The 22159-nt window shown below is 61.9% G+C and carries 16 protein-coding genes; 7 read left to right on the top strand and 9 right to left on the bottom strand.

The annotated features are described in order from the left end of the window. Window positions 1-349 precede the first annotated feature (349 nt). Window positions 350-988: a L,D-transpeptidase gene (locus tag AC1DLV_RS03815; protein ID WP_476798244.1), complete on the top strand. Its 639-nt coding sequence runs from the start codon at window positions 350-352 to the stop codon at window positions 986-988. A 196-nt stretch (window positions 989-1184) separates the two neighbouring features. Here the strand turns inward: AC1DLV_RS03815 and AC1DLV_RS03820 are convergent, their stop codons facing one another. Further along, complete coding sequence (locus AC1DLV_RS03820) at window positions 1185-4265, bottom strand: autotransporter outer membrane beta-barrel domain-containing protein (RefSeq protein ID WP_476798245.1); 3081 nt, start codon at window positions 4263-4265, stop codon at window positions 1185-1187. A gap of 1316 nt (window positions 4266-5581) precedes the next feature. On the opposite strand from AC1DLV_RS03820, the gene AC1DLV_RS03825 reads away from it, so the two are divergent. The 4 genes from AC1DLV_RS03825 to AC1DLV_RS03840 all read left to right on the top strand — a co-directional run bounded on the left by AC1DLV_RS03825 (window position 5582) and on the right by AC1DLV_RS03840 (window position 10371). Then, window positions 5582-6607, top strand: coding sequence for an amino acid ABC transporter substrate-binding protein (locus tag AC1DLV_RS03825; RefSeq protein WP_476798516.1), 1026 nt, complete (start codon window positions 5582-5584; stop codon window positions 6605-6607). Between the two features lie 110 nt (window positions 6608-6717). Continuing rightward, window positions 6718-7848: an amino acid ABC transporter permease gene (locus AC1DLV_RS03830; protein ID WP_476798246.1), complete on the top strand. Its 1131-nt coding sequence runs from the start codon at window positions 6718-6720 to the stop codon at window positions 7846-7848. Then, window positions 7845-8936, top strand: a complete 1092-nt coding sequence (locus tag AC1DLV_RS03835; RefSeq protein ID WP_476798247.1) for an amino acid ABC transporter permease — start codon at window positions 7845-7847, stop codon at window positions 8934-8936. Before AC1DLV_RS03830 ends, AC1DLV_RS03835 begins: the two co-directional genes overlap by 4 nt. Then, window positions 8929-10371 (top strand): amidohydrolase family protein, encoded by a 1443-nt coding sequence (locus tag AC1DLV_RS03840; protein ID WP_476798248.1) that lies wholly within the window; start codon window positions 8929-8931, stop codon window positions 10369-10371. Before AC1DLV_RS03835 ends, AC1DLV_RS03840 begins: the two co-directional genes overlap by 8 nt. 25 nt (window positions 10372-10396) lie before the next feature. On the opposite strand, the gene AC1DLV_RS03845 is transcribed toward AC1DLV_RS03840, so the two are convergent. After that, window positions 10397-11875, bottom strand: coding sequence for an amidohydrolase family protein (locus AC1DLV_RS03845; protein WP_476798249.1), 1479 nt, complete (start codon window positions 11873-11875; stop codon window positions 10397-10399). A gap of 113 nt (window positions 11876-11988) precedes the next feature. Beyond that, entirely contained in the window at window positions 11989-13557 is a 1569-nt protein-coding gene (locus AC1DLV_RS03850) for an ABC transporter substrate-binding protein (RefSeq protein ID WP_476798250.1), read from the bottom strand. A gap of 190 nt (window positions 13558-13747) precedes the next feature. Here AC1DLV_RS03850 and AC1DLV_RS03855 point away from each other — a divergent pair, with 190 nt between their 5' ends. Then, on the top strand, window positions 13748-15223 hold the full coding sequence (locus AC1DLV_RS03855) for an amidohydrolase family protein (RefSeq protein WP_476798251.1): 1476 nt from the start codon (window positions 13748-13750) through the stop codon (window positions 15221-15223). A 71-nt stretch (window positions 15224-15294) separates the two neighbouring features. Here AC1DLV_RS03855 and AC1DLV_RS03860 read toward each other — a convergent pair whose 3' ends face one another. Together AC1DLV_RS03860 and AC1DLV_RS03865 are read right to left on the bottom strand one after the other, a co-directional pair. Continuing rightward, complete coding sequence (locus tag AC1DLV_RS03860) at window positions 15295-16041, bottom strand: aspartate/glutamate racemase family protein (protein ID WP_476798252.1); 747 nt, start codon at window positions 16039-16041, stop codon at window positions 15295-15297. Window positions 16042-16052: 11 nt separating this feature from the next. Then, a complete protein-coding gene (locus AC1DLV_RS03865; RefSeq protein WP_476798253.1) occupies window positions 16053-16688 on the bottom strand; it encodes a flavin reductase family protein in 636 nt (211 codons plus the stop codon). 135 nt (window positions 16689-16823) lie between these two features. Between AC1DLV_RS03865 and AC1DLV_RS03870 the strand changes: the two genes are divergently transcribed. After that, window positions 16824-17501, top strand: coding sequence for a GntR family transcriptional regulator (locus tag AC1DLV_RS03870; protein WP_476798254.1), 678 nt, complete (start codon window positions 16824-16826; stop codon window positions 17499-17501). 17 nt (window positions 17502-17518) lie between these two features. Here the strand turns inward: AC1DLV_RS03870 and AC1DLV_RS03875 are convergent, their stop codons facing one another. The 4 genes from AC1DLV_RS03875 to AC1DLV_RS03890 are packed head-to-tail and all read right to left on the bottom strand — an operon-like array spanning window position 17519 to window position 22158. Then, entirely contained in the window at window positions 17519-18499 is a 981-nt protein-coding gene (locus AC1DLV_RS03875; RefSeq protein ID WP_476798255.1) for an ABC transporter ATP-binding protein, read from the bottom strand. Beyond that, window positions 18496-19479, bottom strand: a complete 984-nt coding sequence (locus AC1DLV_RS03880; protein ID WP_476784685.1) for an ABC transporter ATP-binding protein — start codon at window positions 19477-19479, stop codon at window positions 18496-18498. The genes AC1DLV_RS03875 and AC1DLV_RS03880 overlap by 4 nt, the downstream gene beginning before the upstream one ends. Next, complete coding sequence (locus AC1DLV_RS03885; RefSeq protein ID WP_476798256.1) at window positions 19472-20968, bottom strand: amidohydrolase family protein; 1497 nt, start codon at window positions 20966-20968, stop codon at window positions 19472-19474. The genes AC1DLV_RS03880 and AC1DLV_RS03885 overlap by 8 nt, the downstream gene beginning before the upstream one ends. After that, window positions 20965-22158, bottom strand: a complete 1194-nt coding sequence (locus tag AC1DLV_RS03890; RefSeq protein WP_476798257.1) for an amidohydrolase family protein — start codon at window positions 22156-22158, stop codon at window positions 20965-20967. Before AC1DLV_RS03890 ends, AC1DLV_RS03885 begins: the two co-directional genes overlap by 4 nt. Between the last annotated feature and the right edge of the window lies 1 nt (window position 22159).

Raw genomic sequence — 22159 nt, forward strand, 5'->3', positions numbered from 1 at the left:
TCCCTCCCTCCACCGACGCGCCGATCGCAAATACCCGTCGCAAGATGGTCATCGGACCCGTCATATTCTGCAGGAGTTCTTAACTTGGATCCATCTGACGAAGCGGTCGCGTATTGTATGTCGCTCTGCCAGGACTATGTCCTTTGGCGGCGACTTAGCGACCTGAACGAAAAAATCTATCGCAACGAACGGGCACGTCAGCCAATTCCTTTAGAACTGATCCGCATGCGCCGCATTCTCATGCGCGCACGGTCATTGAGTCGTGAACTCAGGGACGTGACAGCCGGTCAAGATTTAGCCCAGGGTCTCGACAGGCATAAGAAGCGGGGCGTGGCCCGTGAGTAAAGGAATGAGGCCGAAATCCGTCATTTCTTGGCGCGCGATGGTGCTCGCTGCCATGTTGCCCTTGGTGGCGTCCTGCACCAGCCAGGGTTCGCTTGAACCCGCATTGTCCAAGACCCAGCTTGAGGGCCTGAAGCAGGCTTATGCCAACGAAGCCTATCCGGTTCGAATCGTCGACCGGCGCAAGTTTGACCCGCGTCTCAAGCCGACGGTCGTTACCGCACCGGCCGGCTATGGCGCTGGCACCATTGTGGTCAACACCGGAGAAAAGCTGCTCTATCTCATTCGCGGCGACGGCACCGCCTATCGCTACGGCATCGCTGTGGGGGCGACAGGCCACGCCTGGTCGGGCAATGCAACGATCGGACGCAAGGCCAAGTGGCCAGCCTGGTATCCGACCGACGACATGCACAGCCACACCCCGCAATTGCCGCGCAGGATCGAACCGGGACCGCAAAATCCGCTCGGTGCACGCGCGCTGTATCTCTACAATGGCGGCGTCGACACGCTTTACCGTATCCACGGCACCTCAGAGCCATGGACCATCGGCACCGAGGCCTCCTCCGGCTGCATTCGCATGCTCAACGAGGACGTGATCGATCTGTACGAAAAAGCCCCGAACGGCGCGCGCGTGGTCGTGCTGTAGTGGAGGCCGAGAGCGGCTCGTCTGTCGCAAAGCACAGTGGTTGCTGCTGCGAAGAAACTCACCTTGTCGTCCGTGCCCCGACATCCCCTTCAACCAGCTCGTCATTTCTCCGTTGAAAGTCCGGCAGGGATCAAAGCGGGCTGCGAGATCTCCAACCCGACAGGCCTCGTAGTTGGAGTTCGAGCCGCCCCAAATTTCACCACTTCACCTTGAGCCCCGCCTTGCCTTCCCAGGCATGGTCGCCGCCATTGAAGGCGGCTTCGTAATTGACATTGCCATAAAGCGTGGTGACGTCGCTGAGCTGCAGGGCGCCGCCGAGGCCAAGCTTGCCCCAGGTGCCGCCGAGATCGGCAGTGAAGGGGATCGGACCGGTGGCCGAGGAGAACTCCGTTGTCGGGTCGCCGAGGAATTCGTGCCAAATGTCGGCGCGGCCCCACAAGGTCAGCTTGCGCTGTGCTGAAGCACCGCCATTGCCGATGCCGGCGATTTCCCAGCTGCGCGATAGCCGCGCACCGACCCGACCGGCCAGGGAATCGGTGTTGGAATAACGCACGTCGGCGGCCCCGTCGTTGAAGCCGGAAATGTTGATCGCCTGGTAGACAAGTTGCGCCTGCGGCTCGAGCAGCCAATTGTTGCCGAGGTCGAAGGGATAGCCGCCCTCAAGCGAGGCGGCGAGGCCAAAGCCGTCAGTGTTGCCTGGCTGCAGCCCGCGATGGGAATTCATCTCCATATCGTACCAGGCCGCCTGGACGACGCCGTCGAGATACCAGTTGTTGGCGCCGAACCGGGTCCAGTAGCCGGCAATGCTGAAGGCGGTGAAGTCGTCGGTGCCGGCAGCAATGTTGGTGCCCAGCAGGCTGTGCTCGACATCGGCGCTGGCATGGCCGAGCGCGAAATAGATGCCCGCATTGTCGCGCTTGCCGTCATCAAAGTCCTTGCGATGCAGATCGAGTCCGAACTGGAAGGCGCCGTAGGAGTAGTCGAAGGCGGGGCCGTCGCCGCCATAGATGCCGATCGGATCGCCGTCGTGACTACCCCATTGGCCGATTAGCCGGCTCCAGGCACCATCGGCCTGGTGATCACGGCCCGGGCTCAGCAATTGCGCATCGCCGCCCATGCGTTCATGCAGCGTGTCGATCAGCCCGCGACCATAGGTGGCCGCCAACACCGGCATGGCCGCATAGAGCGACACCTCCTGGCGGTAGTGCGGCACCGGCGGCGGGCCTGGTGGGACTGGCGGTTGTGGCGGCAGCAGGCACGCTGGCAGCGTTGGAGCGAGTGCACAATCGAGTGTCGAGCGCAGGTACCAGTTCTCAGGCCCGGAGGCGTCGACTGTGCCGCGATAAAGCGTGTATTCATAAGGACCCGCGACCGCCGGCGCTGCCAGGCCGAACGCCCCCGGAACGGTGGTGCCGCCATTGACCGCTGCCACAACGAGGATACCGTTGGCGAGAGTCAGGTCACCGGGTCCGGTATTGGCGATGCGCAGCTCCGAAGCGCCGGTAGCAGTGCCGCCATTGATCACCAGGCGATCCGACGGCGAGCCATCCGTGCCCAGATAGGTGTTGATCGCAATCGTGCCGCTTTGACCGAGATAGCTCGCCGTCGTCAGCGTCGTACCTGGCGGCGTGCCGGTGCCCATATTGATCAGCCCGGCATTGGTCACGCCAGCAACGGTTTGGTTGAAGCCGTCGAGGTCGAGTGTGCCGGCACCTGCCACGGTCACCGCTGAGTGCGGGCTGAACGTGTTCGTGGTCCCCGCCTGCAACACACCTGCATTGACGTTGGTGGCCCCGCTGTAGGTGTTGCCTGCGCTGGTCAGCACCGTGGTTCCGGTCCCCATCTGGTTGACCACACCTGTGCCGGAAATCGCGCCGGCGAAGGTCATGATGTCGGAGCGGTTGAACGCCAGCGTGCCGTTGTCGGTGACATTGCCGACGACAGAGCCAGTTGTGCCGCCACTGCCGAGCTGCAGGGTACCAGCCGCGATCGTCGTGCCGCCGGTGTAACTATTGTCGGCCGTCAGCACAGTAGTTCCGGTTCCGATCTGGTTGACCACGCCTGTGCCGGAAATCGCGCCGGCGAAGGTGAGGGTATCGGAGCGATTGAACGCCAGCGTGCCGTTGTCAGTCACATTGCCGACGATGGCGCCTGTCGTGCCGCCATTGCCGAGCTGCAGGGTGCCCGCCGAAATCGTCGTGCCGCCGGTATAGGTGTTGTCGGCCGTCAGGATCGTGGTTCCGGTCCCGATCTGGTTGACCACGCCTGTTCCGGAGATCGTGCCGGCGAAGGTCATGGTGTTAGAGCGGTTGAACGCCAGCGTGCCGTTGTCAGTCACATTGCCGACGATGGAGCCTGTCGTCCCGCCATTGCCTAGCTGCAAGGTGCCCGCCGCGATCGTCGTGCCGCCGGTGTGGCTGTTATCGGCAGTCAGGATTGTGGTGCCGCTATAAACGCCGACCTTGCCAGCGCCAGTGATGCTGGGCGCGAATTGGTAGCTGCCGCTGGTGTGGTTGAAAACGAGCGCGCCAGTCGCCCCCAACGTCAAAGCCGGGGCCGCACCTGTGAGTGTCAATGTGCCCGGCGCCGCCGCGGGAGCCGCTGCCGCCGCACCGATATTGATGACGCCCTGCGAACCGCTGTTGACACCCACCCTCGCGCTCACCGCGCTCACAGTACCATTATTCGAAATGGTCAGCGTGCCGTTGCCGGAATTACCGACAGTGAGCGTGCTGGAATTCGTCCAGCTGGAGCCTGCTCCGTCGACCGCAACCGTGCCCGTGGAGCCCCCATTCGTGCCGATGGCGCCGATTGTATCGGTAACGACGCCACCATTCGTGATGTTGAGCGTGCCTTTGCCAATGAAGCCCACCGACAGGTCCGCACCATTGTTCCAGCGTGATCCCGCGCCGCTCACCGTCACTGTGCCGATGCCGGTGTTGTCGTAGCCAATAACGCCAGCTGCATTCATGGCGACACCGCCGTTCGTGATGTTCAGCGTGCCGCTACCCGTTTGCCCCACGCGCATGAATCCAGTGCTGTTCAACTGCGAACCCGGGCCGCTCACCGTCACCGAGCCAGTGCCGCCGAGCGCAACACCAATGTAGGTGTTGGTCGCACTCGTCACGTGGGCACCGCTCGTGATGCTCAGCGTGCCATTGCCAGAGAAGCCCACGGACAGGCCGGCACTATTGGTCCACTGCGCCCCGATTCCGCTAACCGTCACAGTGCCGATGCCGGTGTTCTGGCGGCCAATAAAGCCAGATCCATTCGACACGACGCCGCCGGCCCCGATTTGCAGCGTGCCTGTGCCCGTATTGCCGACGGTCAGAGAGGAAGCACCAAGATTCCACGGGGAACTTTGTGACCCAGGGACAGTAACAGTCGCTCCGCCATCAATAACTTGAGCGATGGATGGATCGGCTCCAAGCAATGATATCAAGGACGCGCCTGATAATATGGAAAGCAAGCTGGCTTTGGCCGGTGACAAGAGCCGCACCCTCCACTTATTTCCAAGGATTAGGGCGGGACTGATCGCCTGCGAATACGCTGGGCTACCGTGGTGACGCGCGCGTGCAAGCGTATCTGTGCAGCCGCGATTTTTGGGCAACATACTGTTCACGGAATCACTCCGGCGCCCCAACAACTCACATTAGCTCACATTAGAATGAGTGCACGTGTAACATTGCACAAGCATGCGGATTGCGGGGGGTTCCTATTTGATTGATGGATGTTGCTTTTAGGCACTTGCTAACAAGTGGCAGCCGAACCCGTCGCGTCGAATGGCTGGCGCGGCCTAACCAAGCCGGAGTGCCCGTGGGGTCGGGCTAGCCGTTCGATCGCGCGTGCCAGACCGAGAAACACCAATCTTGTGGTCTTCTGCTGTGATTTTACGTCCATTCAATTGCCGATGCCTTCAAGTGTCTTTGCAACCTAAGGGGAGCAGGGCTGCACGAGCCCTCTTCGCGCTGCGCATTGACACAGAAAGACAATTGGAAATTTGATCTAAATCAATTGACGCTATTGGAAATGATAGAAGTGCACGGCGAGAAGCCGCTAGCACTATCGCTTCGCCCCTCGCTTTCCTGTGCCGGCGTCGTTGTCGCCAGCTCCCCCGCGACATGGCGGCCCGGGATCAAAGCGTCCGGAATCGCTGCCTGGCATTCACACGCGACGTCATCGGCAACGTTGAACACGCGGAAAATGCCTGCCGCGGGTGAACCGATCGGCGGCCCCTCCACCAGGTCATGGCACTGAGTGAGGCCTCTGCGGATCCTGGCGCTGAATCGATTGCCGCCGACGTCTCGTCGTCGATGGTCTGCAGGCGTTTGCGTATGAGTGGCACTGTGTCCTCGATAGCGCCACCAGCCGACCTTCGCATCGTTTCTTCGATGTGACCGCCCCTCCCGGTTCGGACCGTCGACCATTTCAGAGCCTGAGGAATGGTTCACGCTGTACTACATCAGGATTGAACACAATTATTGTCGATTATCCTGTTGAAGAATTGTCGGCAATTTGATTGGATCACTCTGTTGAAGAGGGAGAGGTCGGCGGAGCATTCGCCGGAACCGAAATGGGAGGACTAAAATGGTAATGTTCCGTAGGGCATGCCGCATGGCGGCTGCTGCCGCTTTGCTACTCGGCTCGTCCGCCGTCGCCGCGCAGGCTGCGTCTACATTGGAGACGGTCAAAGCACGCGGCAAACTGATCTGTGGCGTTTCGATGGGCACCACCGGCTTTGCCCTCGCCGACGCGCAGGGCAAGTTCGCCGGTTTCGACGTGGATGTCTGTCGCGCCGTCGCCGCAGCCGTATTCGGCGACCCGAACAAGGTCGACTTCGTGATGACCAACATCAACACGCGGTTCCAGGTGCTGCAGTCCGGCGAAATCGACATTCTTTCGCGCCAGACGACAATGACCTACTCGCGCGAGGCCTCGCTCGGGATCGATTTCGGACCTGCTGTCTTTTACGATGGCCAGGGTCTGATGGTCGCGAAAAGCCTCGGTATCTCAAGCGCCAAGGACCTTGATGGCGCGGCGGTATGCACATTGCCGGGCACCACGACCGCACAGAATCTAGCCGACTTCTTCCGCGCTACCGGCAAGAAGTTCGAGCTAGTGGTTTTCGAAAACCCCGATGAAAACAACAACGCTTTCTTCTCGGGCCGCTGTGATGCGGTGTCGTCCGATCGTTCGGATCTTGCCTCCATTCGCGCAGCTTCGAAAAGCCCTGATGACTACGTGATCTTGCCGGAGACCATCTCGAAGGAGCCGCTGGCGCCGGCGGTGCGCCAGAACGATTCCAACTGGCGTGACATCGTGTCGTGGTCGGCGTGGATGCTGATGGCTGCTGAAGAAAAGGGCATCACCCAGGCCAACGTGGAAGAACAGCTCAAGAGCGAGGATCCGGAGATCCTGCGGATGCTCGGCGTCACCGACGAACTCGGTCCGATGCTCGGCCTGGACAAGGCGTGGGGCTACAACATCGTCAAGCACGTTGGAAACTATGCCGAGGTCTTCGACCGCAACCTTGGAGAAAAGACGGCTCTCGGTCTGAGCCGCGGACCGAACACGCTGTGGAACAATGGCGGCCTGCTTTACCCACCACCGTTCAGGTGAGGTATTGACGCGATACGGCGCATGTCTGCGTGACATGCGCCGTATTTCTGGAACAGACCTCCCTGAGGACAGCCGGTTTGTCGCCCACAATCCTTCTAAGAAACCGGCGCGTGCGCGAGCTGGCATACCAGGTCGCATGTGTTGCGGCTGTTGTCGCCTGTGGCTGGTATCTGCTTCACAACGCGCTCGGCAATCTCGCCCAGCAAGACATTGCCACCGGGTTCGGTTATCTCGGCCGCGAGGCTGGTTTCATCATCAGCGAAACACCGATCGCCTATGAGCCGAGCGACAGCTATGCGCGGGCGGTGCTGGTCGGCCTGCTCAATACGGTGAAAGTGTCGCTGCTGGCGATCGTGCTGGGCACAATCATCGGCACGCTTGTCGGCATTGCGCGGTTGTCGCGTAACCCGCTGCTGTCACGGCTCATGCTGGTTTATGTCGAAGCGCTGCGCAATGTGCCGCTGCTGCTTTACCTCTTCCTCTGGTATTCGGCGATCATCTTCACATTGCCGCCGGTCAAGCAGGCGATCACGCTTCTGCCGGGCGTCTACGTGTCGAACAGCGGCCTGGTTGTCCCGGCAGTTGTCTGGATTTCCGGTTTCTGGGCGCTTGTCGTGGCGGTCGGTGTGGGGTTGGCCGCCGCCTTTGCATGGCAAGGAATGGCAAAGCGCAGGCGCATCGCCACTGGCAATGCGAAGCCGAGCTGGCCGATTGCACTTTTGCTGCTTGTTGCGCCGGTCCTGGTCGCCGCAATGTCGTTCGACATCAGCGCCCAGTTGGACTGGCCGGAACTCGGGCGATTCAGACTGACGGGCGGCTCGCATCTCAAGCCGGAGTTTGTCGCCCTGCTGCTCGGGCTGACGCTCGGTGCTTCCGCAACCGTGGCGGAAATCGTGCGCAGCGGCATCCTTGCGATCGGCAAGGGCCAACGCGAAGCTGCCCAGGCGCTGGGGCTGCCAGACCGCCTGACCATGCGGCTTGTCATCCTGCCGCAGGCGCTGCGGATCATCGTGCCACCGCTGACCAATGTCTATGTGACGACGTTCAAGAACAGTTCGCTGGCGATCGCCATCGGCTATCCCGATCTGGTTATGGTCTCCAACAACATCATGAACCAGACCGGACAGGCCATCGAGCCGATCGCGCTGTTCATGCTGGTCTATCTATTCCTCTCGCTTGCGACTTCCCTGTTAATGAACTGGTACAACGCGCATGTCGCGCTGAAGGGGCGCCAGTCATGAGCGATCGTACCGCGACTGTTACCGACCAGCGCATGATGCGCCCGCCTACTCGCAGCAACTCGGTGGCGAAAACCTATTTTGGAACGCCTGCTAACACGGTCGTAACCCTGGTCTGCCTGGCCGTTCTCGCATTCGCCGCCAAGGTGGCCGTGGGCTGGCTGTTGATCAATGCCGTGTTCGACGGCACGCCCGAGGACTGCAAGGTCAGCTCAGGAGCTTGCTGGCCGTATCTCGCCGCCAAGATGCGCTACATGCTGTTCGGCATTTACCCCTTCGACGAGCAATGGCGGCCGCTGCTGGCAACCCTGTTGTTCATCGTTGCCATGGCCATATCAGGCATTCCGCGTCTGTGGGGGCGATCCTTGCTCATCGCCTGGGTGGCTTTGCTGCCGATCCTGTTCCTGTTGATGGCTGGCGGTGCGTTTGGGTTCACTCCAGTGCCGACATCGCAATGGGGCGGCCTGCCGCTGTCTTTCATGCTGACCTTCGTCGGGCTCGTCTGCGCACTGCCGCTTGGCATCCTTCTGGCGCTCGCGCGCTTGTCCAACCTTCCGGCGATCCGCATCCTGGCGGTCACCTTTATTGAATTGGTCCGTGGCGTTCCACTGATCAGCATCCTGTTCATGGCCTCGGTCATGCTGCCGCTGTTCATGCCCGAAGGAGTGACCATCGACAAACTGCTGAGGGCGCAGGTCGCCATCATCTTGTTTGCGGCGGCCTACATTGCCGAGATCGTGCGGGCGGGACTGCAGGCCCTGCCACGCGGCCAGACCGAAGCGGCCCAGGCACTGGGACTTCACTACTGGCAATACACCGTGCTCGTGACCGTCCCGCAGGCCCTCAAGATGGTGATCCCACCGCTGGTGTCGCTGTTCATCGGCTTCTTCCAGGACACGACACTTGTCACCATTGTCGGCCTGCTGGATTTTCTGAGCACCGTCCGCACAGCGCTACGCGATCCCAACTGGCAGGGTATCGCCGTGCTTGAGGGCTATGTGTTCGCGGCCGTTGTCTACTTCGTGTTCAGCGCGCTCATGGGCGCTTACAGCCGCTTTCTCGAGAAACGTTTCAGGGTGGGTCATGACTGAAATAACGGTCATTCGCGACGTCGAAACCATTGTTGCCTATGACTCGACGGGCGACCGCCAGGTCTATCGCCACGGCGGCGATATCGCCTTCGACGAAACCGGCTTGCTCTGCGTCGGCACACGCTTCGAGGGCCAAGCGACGACCGAGTTGTCGGGCAAGTCGCGCATGGTCATGCCCGGCCTGATCGACATCCACTGCCATTCGCATGACGAGCCCCTGGCCAAGGGCATTTTCGAAGATGTCGGCACCGCTGCCCTGTGGGGCCAGGCCATGTACGAGTATTCCGGCGTCATCAACGGGGGCGAGGACGCGCGCGCAGCCTGCCTGACGGTGATGCTGGGCGATCTCATGCGCTCTGGCGCGACAACCGTTCTTGATATCGCAGGGGCTCACGACACCTGGCTCGACATTACAGCCCAGAGCGGCGTGCGCGGCTACCTTGCGCCCGGTTTCCGTCAGGCGAGCTGGGTTGTGCATGACAGCCACCGGCTCGACTTCGAATGGGACGACAAGGCTGGCCGGGACGCCTTCGCACGGACGCTGGACTTCGTCGATCGGGCAAGGGCACATCCGAGCGGGCGGCTGGACGGCGTCATCTCACCCTCGCAGGTAGAAACCTGTCGTCCGGACCTTTTGGTCGATGCCGCCGGCGAAGCGCGGCGACGCGGCATGCGCATCACGATCCACACCGCGCAGACCATGGCCGAACATGAAGAGCTGCTGCGCCGAACCGGGCTGACTGGGGTGCAGTATCTCGATCAGCTCGGCGTGCTCGGTGCTGATGTTATTCTCGGCCACTGCATCTTTGCGGACCACCATTCCTGGACACGGCATCGGACCCGCAACGACCTTGCGACGCTGGCCGAGCGCGGAACGTCCGTTGCGCATTGTCCGGTGACATTTGCCCGCAGCGGCATGGCGCTGGAGACGCTGGGTGACTATCGCCGCGGCGGCGTCAACGTTGCCATCGGCACCGACAGCTACCCGTTCAACATGCTCGAGGAGATGCGGCAGGCGCTGATCTGCTCCAGGCTGGGCGGAAAAAGCGTGTTCGACATCACCACGGGCGACATCTTCGATGCTGCGACGCTTGCCGGCGCGCGGGCGCTCGGCCGCTCCGATATAGGCAGGCTGAGCGTGGGCGCAAAGGCCGACCTGCTGGTAATCGACCTCGACCAGCCCACCATGCGGCCGGTCTACGATCCGCTGCGCAGCTTACTCCACTGCGCGGCCGAGCGCGCGGTCGAGCGGGTCTATGTCGATGGACGGCTGACCGTGGACCGAGGCAAGCCGACGCAGTTGGATTACGACGGGGCCGTCAGGGAAATCCAGTCGTTGCAGGATTGGGCCTGCGCCCGCGCAGGCACCCATGACCCGCGTGGACGCGACATCGCCAAACTGGCGCCAAAGTCGCTGCCAGTGTTTGGCAGCTAGTTCGAGGCGAAGCGCCCCGCCCCTATCACGTCAGTATGGGGTAACTCGGCGAAAAAATCTCGGACACCGGCGGGTGCTGCCAGCTGCGATCTGGGTATTTGGCGATCAGCCCTTCGAACTGCCGCTGCGCTTGCTCGCGCGCAGCACGGATGTCGAAGCCGGCGAGCTTGCCATCCAGCATCGACAGCCGTCCGTCGACGAACACCGCCTGTGTGACCTTGCCCGAACCACCGAGCACCAGCGTGGTGATCGGATCGACCGTCGGCGTCATGTAAGGATCGTCGAGGCGGAAGACCGAGATGTCAGCCTTGGCGCCGGCTGCCAGACGGCCGATGTCGGTTCGGCCGAGCGCCTTGGCACCGCCGAGCGTGGCCGCATCATAAAAATCCTTGCTCAGCACGGCGTCTGACGCCTTCTCGCTGATCCGGCACGCAACAAGGCCCATGAGCAGGTTCATCAGCATGTCGGGCGGCGAGGTGTCGGTCGCCATGCCGATGTTGATGCCGAGCTTCCTGCATGAGGCGAACGAATTCAACGTGCTGCCCATGCGGGCCGACACCAGCGGCGAATGGGCGATGGACACGCCAGCGTCGGCGTAGAGCAGCAAGTCCTCCAGCGAAGCATGGGTGCCATGCGGAGTAATCAGCCGCTCATTGAGCAGGCCATGATCGGCCATCCAGCTCGGCCCCGAGACCCCGTGCAGCTTGTGCATGGTTTCGAGCTCGAGCTTGCCCTGGGCCATGTGCAGCCGCACCCGGCAGTCGAGGTCGCGCGCTGCCGCCATGGTCCGCTGCAAGACCGTGAGTGTGCAGGTCTCGACCCTATCGGGCGCGAGCATGCCGTTGACCAGCCCACCATGCCGGCCGTGCTGGCGCTCGATGAAGGCGATGGCATCCTCAAGACCGGCAAGGCCCCTCGCCTCGTCGAAGTCAGGCACGATCTTGCCGGGCGCTTCCAGAACCATGCCGCCAGAGCGATAGGCTGGGCTCAAGAAGACACGCAGGCCGAGATCGCCGGCCGCATCGGCGGCAGCGTCGAACTCGGCGACCGTCTCGCCCCATTCGCGGTAGTAGAGCGAGGCGATAGGTGCAGCGGAGGTGACACCGTTGAGCAGCGAAAGGCCAAAGGCGAACTTCTTTTGAAAGGCCAGCTCTTCAGGAGAGTACATCTCGTAGGGTCCGCGCTCGACATAGGAGCGTGGCCAGATGCGGCCCCTGGCCCATCCGGGCTGATTGTCATGGACGAGCACATAGGTGTCGATGTCCGACAGCGCGTCGAGGTCGACCAGCCCGGGGCTGATCAGGGCGCTGCCGAAGTCGATGCGACGGGCGACCTCACCGTCGAAACGGCGACCTGCGAAGATGACCTCGCCCCCTTCGATCACGAGTTCGCCGCGCGGCACCAGGCAGTGGCCTTCGCCATGATAGGCGAGCAGCCAGTCGGCGGTCATCAGTGTGCGGCCAGCCGGCCTCTGGCCGAGCGTCAGGTCTTTGGGACGTGTCATCGTCAATCCAATTTGAAGTCATCGCGCCTGCCGGCGGGCGGACGCCGCTAAAGAAAGGGCGCTTCACCGGATGATGAAGCGCCCAGGGTCGCGGGAGATGGTGTTATCGAGGCTTACTTGCCGGCCATCTGGGTCAGCCAGTGGCGAGGCTTGTTGTCGGAGCGGAAGTCGACGCTCTTGACCGTGGCCTGGGTAGCCCACGCGATCGGCTGCTGGTGGAGCGGGATCAAGATCGTATCGTCCTTGGCGATCTTGAGGGCCGCTTCCTCGAGCTGCAGGCGCTTGGCGCTATCAGGCTCCTGCACCGACTGTGCAACCAGCTTGTCCAGCTCCGGATAGGACCATCCGCCGTAGTTCGACACGCCCACCTTGTCATTCTTGGTGGAGAGCACCTGGGCCAGGATCGAATAGGCGTCGAGCGTAGGCTCGTTGGCCCAGCTCAGGTTGAACATGTCAGCCTTGCCCTGCGTGCGCTTCGGCGACTGGATAGCGCGCGGCGCGATGTCGATCGAGACGTCGAAGCCCGCACGCTTCAGCATGTTGGCGATGCCAACGCAGAAGTCCTCTTCATTGATGCTCTCGTCGTTGGAGCACATGTAGGTAAACTTGAGACCTTCCTGGCCAGCCTCGGCGAGCAGCTTCTTGGCGCGTTCCGGATCGGCCTTGCTGTAGGTGTCGAGCGACTTGGCGTAGCCGGCGATCTCAGGGGCGATCAGCGAGCCGGACGGACGGGCAAGCCCTCGCATCACCTTGGCGTTGATCAGGTCGCGGTCGATCGCCGCTTCCACGGCCTCACGAACACGCACGTCGTTGAACGGATTGGCGCGTCCGTCCTCCAGCTTCTCATTGCGATTGAAGCCGAGGAAGACCGTGCGGAACTCCTGCTTCTTCATCACCTGGAGACCCGGCGAGCTTTCAAGACGGGGAAGGTCCTGGATCGGTGCGGAATCGACCAGATCGACTTCACCGGACAGCAACGCTGCGACGCGCGTCGCAGCCGAGGCGATCGGCATGTATTCGATGCGATCCAGATTGTGCTTCTTCTCGTCCCACCAGAGGTCGTTTGCGAGCAGCACGGTCTTGCTGTCGGCCACACGGCTCTCCAGCTTGAATGGGCCTGTGCCGTTTGTGTTATGGGTCGCGTAGCCCTCCGTCTTGGTATCGACGGCGGTCGGCTTTTCGGAGTTGTTGTCCTTCAGCCATTTCGCGTTGAACATAAAGATGTTCGTCATGTCATTGAGGAACAGCGACGTCGGCGCCGAGACTTCGACGTCGACGGTGTAGTCGTCGACCTTCTTGCTGCTGACGTAGAGCGGGATGTTGCCGCGCAGCGGCGAGGTCGGATCGGTGACGCGGTTGAGCGAGGCGATCACGTCGTCGGCGGTGAAGTCCGCGCCATTGTGGAACTTGACGCCCTGGCGCAGGGTGAAGCGCCAGACCTTGTTGTCGATGAGCTTCCACTCGGTCGCCAGCGCCGGCTCGATCTTGAAGTTGGCGTCGTAGCGGACCAGACCCTCATAGATATGGTTGAGGAACGACAGGTTGAATGTCGAAGCGATTGAGTCCGGATCAAGCGAATAGATGTCGGCGCGACCACCCCAACGCAGAGTTTCCGCACTGACTGGCCCCGCCATGGCGACTGCTGCCATTGCACCAAGAATGAGTTTTTTCAAGCGAGCCATTTTACCTCCCAGGATCACGCTTCCTAGCCTCCAGCATCGTAACGAATGGGAAGATTGTCAACAATATTGTTGACGCAAATTGCCGACATCGGTAGCAAAATGGTCGGCAGCTGTGCGGGGCCTTTTGCCGTCCGCCAGCTCGTCGAAGGCCGCATTTGCGATGCGGACCGGCACAATGGGAGGAAACCGCTTGAACGACCTGCTACTGCTCCACGCAACCATTGTCACCGTGGATCCCGACAGACGCATCATCGAAGATGGGGCAATCGCCATTTCAGGCGACAGGATTGTCGACATTGGTGCCAGCAGCGATCTCCAGCCTAGGCATCAAGACAAGAAGGTGATGGATTGCCGCGGCAAACTCATCATTCCCGGGCTGATCGACGCCCACGGGCATGCCGGGCATGTGCTTATCCGCAGCATCGCAGCGGACACCAACTCAATGTGGATGCGGATCGTAACGCCAACCTACCATCACTACACGACGCGCGATTACTGGTACGCGGATGGACTGGTGTCGGGCCTCGAGCGCTTGCGCGCCGGCGTTACCACTGGCGTTAGCATCATCTCGTCGATGCCGAGAAGCGACGATCCGGTCTTTGCCAGCAACCACGCTAAGGCCTACAGCGAGATCGGCTTGAGGGAAGTCATCTGCGTGGGCCCGGCCGGCCTGCCGTGGCCGCATGCGGTTACGCGGTGGGAAACTGGCAGTCCGGTGCGGCGGCACGTCTCATTAGAGGAAATGATCGAGGGCGCCGAGGCGACGATCCAGGAATTGGACGGCAGCGCCGATGGACGCATCAAGGTGTTCATTACGCCTTTCACCATCGTGCCTTCGCTCGACCCGTCGAACATGTCGACGCCTGACCAGGCGGTCAAGCTGACAGCTGACGACCGTATGCAGGCGCGGCGGGTGCGCGAGACGGCGCGGAAATGGGGCGTGCGCATCCATTCCGACGCCTTTGCCGGGCAGATCCGCATGGCCTTCCAGGACAAGGAAAATGCGATCCTCGGCCCCGACGTGCACCTACAGCATTGCTGGGGCATCTCGCATCAGGAGATCGATATCCTCGCCGAGACCGGCACCTTCGTTACCCATGCCCCTCCCGGCCGTGCCACGCCTATTCTGAACATGATCGCCAGGGGCGTTCCGGTGGCCATCACCACGGATGGCGTGTCCCCCAGCCGTCACTTCGACCTGTTGCAGACAGCGCGCTTGGCGCAGTACACACAGCACCTGCTGGCCAATCACGACCGCTACCTGCTGCCGCCTGGCAAGCTTTTCGAGATGATCACCATCGATGCAGCCAAGGCTCTGGGCATGGCACACGAGATAGGCTCGCTGGAAGTTGGCAAGAAGGCGGATATCGCCATCATCAACATGCGCCAGCCGCACCTGACGCCCAACTGGATGGTGATCCATCGCCTCGCTCACCAGGTCCTTGGCAGCGACGTCGAGACAGTCATCGTTGATGGCAAGATCTTGATGGAGGGCGGCAAGGTGCTGACGACGGATGTCGACCAGGCGCTCGATTTCGGCGAGCGCGAAGCCCAGGCATTGGTCGAGCGGGCGGGCTTGCAGGCGCATATGCATAGCCCCGGCTGGGGACAGCTGAGCCGGACATTTGACGAGGCAGTGGTGCCGCCCGCGCCTCCAGCCGTCTGAAAATCGGAGCCTGCAGGGCTCCACGCTAATTGGTCCGCCTGGTCACCAGGCGGACCAATTCCCGGCCGATCCTAGCTGTTCATGGCCAGGCGTCGCGACTCTACGAGCGCGCCCGGCACTTCCTTCTGGCGCGGATAATCATAGGCGTTGACCTTCGAGGTGGAGTAGCCGGCGCCGACAAGCGCCTCGGCGATTTTCAGCGCAGCCGTCACCCCGTCGATCACCGGAACGCCGGTTGCCTTGGCCAGGCGCTCGCACAGGCTCGACATTCCGGCACAGCCCAGAATGATCGTTTCAGCGCGATCTTCGACCTTTGAGCGCTCGATCACCTCGATCAGTAGGCGCTCGGCGGTTTCCGGGTCCTCTTCCAAACCAAGCACCGGCAGGTCAATTGCGTGCACGGCGCGGCAATGATGTCCGGCGCCATAAGCCTGGACGATGTCTTCGATGATTGGTACCGAACGCGGTAGCGTGGTGATCACCGAAAAGCGGCGGCTGATCGTCATGGCAACTTGAACGGCTGCCTGGCAAATGCCGATGACTGGCCCCTTAGCCATTTCACGGGCGGCGTGGAGGCCAGGATCGTCGAAACAGGCAATCACATAGGCATCGACGCCAAGCTCTTCGCCCTTGCGGATCTCGGCCAGCATATCCGGAACTGCCACCGCCTCATCGACACTGCCCTCGATACTGACAGGCGACCTAGTCGGGTTTACCGCTGTGACGCGCGTTCCCGCATTCGCAACTCGTAGAGCGCTTTCCAGCACCTGATTGGTCATGGAAGCGGTTGAATTTGGATTGATCAGCCGAATATGCACGTTGGTAAATCCTATTCGCCGCTCTCGGTGGCCTTCAACACATCCGCAATCGTCGGCGCCTTGAGCACGAACTGACGATCGGAAGTGATGTAATTGTCTGCATGCAGCCGAGCGATCGGCTGGTAGACCTCTGGATTGACGTAGCGCCCGGCCTCGTCGAGGCAGTCGCGGCGAACATGCATGTGGACCACTTCACCCAGCACGAGCACGCGGCGCGGGAACTCGATCAGCCGCTCCACGCGACATTCGAAGGAACAAGGCGCGGTGGCGACGTAGTCGACATCGATCTGTGCGCCCTTCGCCGTAGGAAGCCCGGCGATCTCGAGTTCGTCGACGTCGCTTTCGAACCCCAGGCCGCAAACGAGCATCTGCTGCGACAGAGCCATGTCGACCATGCCTACCGCGAACTCTCCGGTTCTTCTGATGTTGGCGACCGTGTCTTTTTCCTCACCCGAGGCGCGCGGCTGGATACCGAGCACCACAATGGGCGGCTCGTGCGAAAAGACATTGAAGAAGCTCATCGGTGCGGCATTGCTTCGCCCTGTGACTGAGCGGGTGGTGACAAGCGCGATCGGCCGTGGACCAATGAAATTGGTAAGCAGGCGATAGCGGCTTTCCATCTCCAGTTTCGTAAAGTCGAACTCCATTCGTTCTCTCAGTTCCGATTTGTTGGTACACAATCTGATACGTAATTGTCAGCAAAACGCGATTGGGGTAATCTATGCGAATGTTGACTTTTTGTTATCTATGGCGAATGTCGGCCTTGGTGGGGGCATAGTTTCATGACCGAACAGGCGAGCGTTTCGACACAGCAGATCGTCGAAAAAGTATGGCTTTCGATTGCAGAGCGCCGGCTCCGTCCGGGCGTCCAGCTCAAAGAGGGCCAACTGGCTGCAATTTTCGATGTCAGCCGCGCACGCATCCGCCAGGCCCTGACGGCGCTCGAACGCGAAGGGCTGGTGACAATCATCCCCAACCGCGGCGCTTTCGTTTGCCAGCCGTCTGTCGACGAGGCCAGGGACGTATTCGCCGTTCGCCGTGCCGTTGAAGCCTGTGTCGTTGAACGTATCGGAACCTCGATCTCGAAGGCCGATGTCGCGCGCCTGCGCAGCCATGTCGCCCAGGAACGGACCGCCAGCGCCAAGGACGTCACTACCGACATCATAAAGCTGTCCGGCGGCTTCCACCTTTTGCTCGCGGAGATTTCCGGCTCCGATTTTCTGTTCGGAATGATGCGCGACCTGATCTCGCGCACCTCCCTGATTACCGCCGTCTATCGCAACACGGCCCGTTTCAACTGCGGACCGGACGAGCATGATGAAATCGTCGAGGAGATTGCCAAGGGCAACTTCAAGAAGGCGGCAGCGCTGATGGAACATCATCTCGAGCACGTCGAGACGGAACTCGACTTGCGGGAAGTGCGCGACATATCCCACGATTTGCGGGCCGCGCTGGCATAGTCCGGCCCGCTGCAACATCATTCTTCTCGCACCATGTGACAGGCCACACGCGTTCCGCTGGCCAGAGTGCGCACTTCGGGAAGTTCGCTCGAGCAGAGTGCAGTGGCTATGGGGCATCGCGGATGGAACGGGCAGCCTGACGGCGGCTTGAGCGGACTTGGCACCTCGCCGCCGGCAATTTCGCGATCCCTGTTAGGGCTTACAATGTTGGGGATCGTCTGCAGCAGAAGCTGCGTATAGGGATGGCGTGGCTGAGCGAAAAGCTCCTCCGTCTCGCCTTCCTCGACGATGCGCCCGAGATACATCACAGCGATGCGGTCGGACATGTGCCGAACCACGCTCAGGTCGTGGCTGATGAATAGGTAGGTCAGCCCGAACTCATCCTGCAGACGACGCATGAGGTTGAGCACCTGGGCTTGCACCGACACGTCGAGAGCCGAGGTCGGCTCGTCGCAGACTAGGAAGCGTGGCTCGCTTGCCAGGGCGCGCGCGATCGAGATCCGCTGGCGCTGGCCGCCTGAGAATTCATGCGGAAACTTCTCCCCATCCGATGCGGACAGGCCGACAGTCTTCAGCAGCTCCACGACCCGCTCGTTGACCTCGGTGTCGGAGTTTCGCAACTTCAGTTCGCGGATAGGTTCGGCGATGATGTTCTTCACCCGCCAGCGCGGGTTGAGCGACGCGTAGGGATCCTGGAAGATCATCTGGGCCGATAGGGGCTGCCCATCGTGGTCCAGCGCGAAACTCACCTCGCCGCTGTTTGGCTTGTACAACCCCGTCACAAGGCGCGCGACGGTCGACTTGCCGCAGCCGCTTTCGCCGACCAGGCTCAGGCAGCCGCCCCTTGGGACCTCGAAGCTGATATCGTTGACGGCCTGGAGATACTGCCGCGGCTTGCGCTCGACCACGCGATTGAGCCATGGCGCCGACACGTCGAACGTCTTGACCAGACGCTCAACGCTGAGCGCCGAGTTCTTCGGTGCGGACATGGCGGTCATGCGGTTCCTCCAGCATTCATCCAGCACGCGCTGGCTCCGGAGCCCGCCGGGAGCAGGCTTGGCCGTTCACGCCTGCAACGCGGTCCAGCTTCCTTGCAGCGCGGGCCGAAGGCGCAGCCTTCTGGGATCGCGTCGAGCCGCGGCATTGACCCGTCGATCTGGTTAAGGCGCTCCACACGTGCGCCGAGAGCCGGGATCGACGCCATGAGACCACGTGTGTACGGGTGCTGGGGGGCATGCAGCACTTGTTCAACCTGCCCGACTTCGACGAGGCGGCCGGCATACATCACAGCGATCCTGTCCGCGGTTTCGGCGATGACGCCCATGTCGTGCGTGACCAGCATCACCGCAGTCTGCTTTTCCTTGCACAGCTTCCGCAGAAGTGACGTGATCTGCGCCTGGATCGAAACGTCGAGGGCGGTCGTCGGCTCGTCGGCGATGATCAGTTTCGGCGACGCTGCAAGCGCAAGTGCGATCACCACGCGTTGCCGCATGCCGCCGGAAAACTGATGCGGGTACTGGTTGATGCGCTCCTCAGGTGACGGAATGCCGACGTCCTTCAGCAGCGAAATCGCCCGCGCTTTGGCCTCAGCCTTACTCATGCCGAGATGGAGCCGGATGGTCTCGGTCAGCTGCGCTCCAACCGTGAACAGGGGATTGAGCGAGGTCAGTGGGTCCTGGAAAATAGCGCCGATCTCGCGGCCACGAATTTTCTCCATCTCGCGGTCGCCGAGTGTATCGATCCGGCGTTCACCGAGCCAGATTTCGCCGCCTGCGATGCGGCCGGGCCGTTCGAGCAACCCCAATACCGCGAGCCCGGTCATCGACTTGCCGGCACCGGACTCGCCGACGACACCGAGGATTTCGCCCGGACGTATCGACAGGCTGACATCGGAAAGCGCTGTCGCGATGCCGCGGCGGCCTGGGAATTCCACCTTGAGGTTGCGGACCTCAAGCACGGCTTTTTCAGCTTCAGCCATTGGTGTTGACCTCGATCGGATAGCTGGGCGGAAAGATTTCCGACACCGGCGGATTGCCCCAGCTGCGCTCCGGATACTTCGCGATGAGTCCGTCGAACTGCCTTTGCGCACGCTTCTGCGCTGCCTTCATGTCGATGCCGGCGACCTCACCGAGACGCATGGACAAACGCCCGTCGACGAAGACCGCCTGAGTAACCTTGCCCGAGCCGCCCGTCACCAGCGTGGTGATCGGGTCGATGGACGGCGCCATGACCGCGTCATCGAGGCCAAACACCGCGATATCGGCGCGCGTGCCCGGAGCAAGGCGACCAAGGTCATCGCGGCCGAGCGCTCTGGCGCCGCCAAGAGTTGCCGCGTCGAACAGGTCAGCGCACCGGACGCGATCTGGGGCGCCATCGTTGATTCGGCAGGTGATCAGACCGACCAGCAGGTTCATCAGCATATCGGGCGGCGTGGTGTCCGTTCCCATAGAAATGTTGATGCCGCGCTTCTTGCACTTCGAGAACGAATTCAGCGTGCTGCCGCCCCGTGCCGAGACGAGCGGGCAATGCACGATCGACACGCCGTTGGCCGCGTAGAGCTCGAGGTCTTCGTCGGTGGCGTTTGTCGCGTGCGGAGCGATCAGCCTGTCGTTGAGCAGACCTAGCCGTGCCAACCAGACAGGAGCTGTCGATCCGTGCAGCTTACGAACGGTTTCAACCTCCATGGCGCCCTGCGCCATGTGAAGCCGGATCTTGCAGCCGAGTTCGGCCGCCGCCGCCTGGGTCTGGCGCAGCAGCTCTTCGGTACAGGTCTCGACACGATCGGGCACCAGCAGCCCGCGCACGAGGTCGCCGTGGCGGCCGGTCTGGCGGCCGATATAGTCGACAGCGTCGCGCAGGCCAGCAAGGCCACGCGCTTCATCGAACACCGCTTCCATCCGGCCGGGCGCCTCTAGCACCATGCCACCGGCACGATAGGCAGGGCTGAGGTAGACGCGCAGGCCCAGGTCACCAGCGGCTTCGGCAGCCGCGTCGAATTCGGCGACCGTCTCGCCCCACTCGCGATAGAACAGCGAGGCTATGGGCGCAGCAGTGGTTATGCCGTTCAAAAGCAGCTGGCCGAAGGCGAAACGCTTCTGGAAGGCCAGCTCTTCTTGGGAATACATCTCGTAAGGGCCGGCCTCGACATAGTGGCGCGGCCAGACGCGTCCCTTTGCCCAGCCGGGATGATGGTCGATGCCAAGAATGGTCGTGTCGAGATCCGATAGCGCATCGAGATCGAGTAGGCCGGGGCTGACCAGCGCGTTGCCGAAGTCGATCCGGCGGGCCACCTCGCCGGGAAAATCGGTTCCGACAAAGATCACCTGTCCGCCATCAACGACGACCTGGCCGTTGGGGATCAGGCGGTGTCCGCCATCCTTATGGCCCAGCACCCAGTCGGCCGAGATCAGCGTCCGGCCGTCGGGGCGCTTGCCGAGTTCGAGCGTATCGAGGACCTGTCGCGTCATGGCATTTCCACCATTGCCTGGCCGGCGCGCGCAGTGACGCGGCCGCCCTTGATGACCAGCGGGCGCGGCGCAACGTCGACGACGGCATGCGCAAGCGTTTCGCCAGTAAGTAGCGTCAGGTCTGCCTTGCAGCCTTCCGCCAGACCGTAGCCTTCGATGCGCATGACATCTGCGCCGCCTTGCGAGACAATATGGAGCACATGTTCGAGCTCGATGTCGGAGCGAATACCGTTCTTCATGCCTACGATCTTGGCGCGGTCGAGCATGTCGGGCTGGCCCCACGGTCCCCAGGTGTCGCGGATACCGTCGCACCCGGCGCCGACGCGCACGCCTGCCTGCTTCAGGCGCATGATCGACGGTACGGTCGCCGATGGGGCGCCCGTCGTCAGGATCGCCACGTCGAGTTGTGCAATCTGGTCGATGAGCTGGCCGACGCGGAGATAGTCGTTCATTCCGAGCGCGAAGGCATGGCTGATGGCGACCTTGCCCTGCATGCCATTAGCGCGGATGCGTTCGAACATCAGCTCCATGGTAAAGGCGCCCAACTCGCCCGCCTCATGCAGATGAACATCGATCGGGCATTGGTGCTTCACCGCCAGTGCAAAGATGGCGTCCAGCTGGCCCTTGGGGTCGCGGTCGATGCCGCACGGATCGATACCACCCAGTACCTCGCAACCCTGGCGCAATGCCTCGTCGAGCAGATCCAGCGTTCCAGGCATCACCATCAGGCCGGACTGCGGGAAGGCGACGATCTCGATGTCAATGACCCCCTTCAGCTTCTCGCGGGTCTCCATCACGCCTTCGACGATGGACAGGCCGTGCGTTGGATCGATGTCGACATGGCTGCGGATATGGGTCGCGCCATGAGCGGCAAGGCCGATTGCGTGGCGCATCGACTGGCGGTGCGGGTCGATGCCGACCGCGATCCGGTTTTCACGCTCGAAGTCGATCCGTTCGCGCAGGACCGCGCGGCGGTTGTTTTCGTGCCAGGGCAATCCCCAGGTCGTCTTGTCGAGATGGGTATGCGCGTCGATGAGGCCAGGAATGGCGATGGCGCCGCCCCCGTCCTCGACCGACATGCCCGGATCTGCTTCGAAATGACCGAGGCCGACAATCAGCCCATCGCGGATCAGCAGGTCGCAGTTCGCGCGCCCATAGGGGCGGACGTTGCGCAGCAACAGATTAGTCATG

It is taken from the genome of Aminobacter sp. 01T433, from assembly GCF_056398585.1.

Excerpts from the sequence above, each read along its gene's own strand:
- AC1DLV_RS03815 (WP_476798244.1), top strand. The coding sequence starts at position 350 with ATGAGGCCGAAATCCGTCATTTCTTGGCGCGCGATGGTGCTCGCTGCC.
- AC1DLV_RS03825 (WP_476798516.1), top strand. The coding sequence starts at position 5,582 with ATGTTCCGTAGGGCATGCCGCATGGCGGCTGCTGCCGCTTTGCTACTC.
- AC1DLV_RS03835 (WP_476798247.1), top strand. The coding sequence starts at position 7,845 with ATGAGCGATCGTACCGCGACTGTTACCGACCAGCGCATGATGCGCCCG.
- AC1DLV_RS03840 (WP_476798248.1), top strand. The coding sequence starts at position 8,929 with ATGACTGAAATAACGGTCATTCGCGACGTCGAAACCATTGTTGCCTAT.
- AC1DLV_RS03845 (WP_476798249.1), bottom strand. The coding sequence starts at position 11,875 with ATGACACGTCCCAAAGACCTGACGCTCGGCCAGAGGCCGGCTGGCCGC.
- AC1DLV_RS03850 (WP_476798250.1), bottom strand. The coding sequence starts at position 13,557 with ATGGCTCGCTTGAAAAAACTCATTCTTGGTGCAATGGCAGCAGTCGCC.
- AC1DLV_RS03865 (WP_476798253.1), bottom strand. The coding sequence starts at position 16,688 with ATGGAGTTCGACTTTACGAAACTGGAGATGGAAAGCCGCTATCGCCTG.
- AC1DLV_RS03870 (WP_476798254.1), top strand. The coding sequence starts at position 16,824 with ATGACCGAACAGGCGAGCGTTTCGACACAGCAGATCGTCGAAAAAGTA.
- AC1DLV_RS03875 (WP_476798255.1), bottom strand. The coding sequence starts at position 18,499 with ATGACCGCCATGTCCGCACCGAAGAACTCGGCGCTCAGCGTTGAGCGT.
- AC1DLV_RS03880 (WP_476784685.1), bottom strand. The coding sequence starts at position 19,479 with ATGGCTGAAGCTGAAAAAGCCGTGCTTGAGGTCCGCAACCTCAAGGTG.
- AC1DLV_RS03885 (WP_476798256.1), bottom strand. The coding sequence starts at position 20,968 with ATGACGCGACAGGTCCTCGATACGCTCGAACTCGGCAAGCGCCCCGAC.
- AC1DLV_RS03890 (WP_476798257.1), bottom strand. The coding sequence starts at position 22,158 with ATGACTAATCTGTTGCTGCGCAACGTCCGCCCCTATGGGCGCGCGAAC.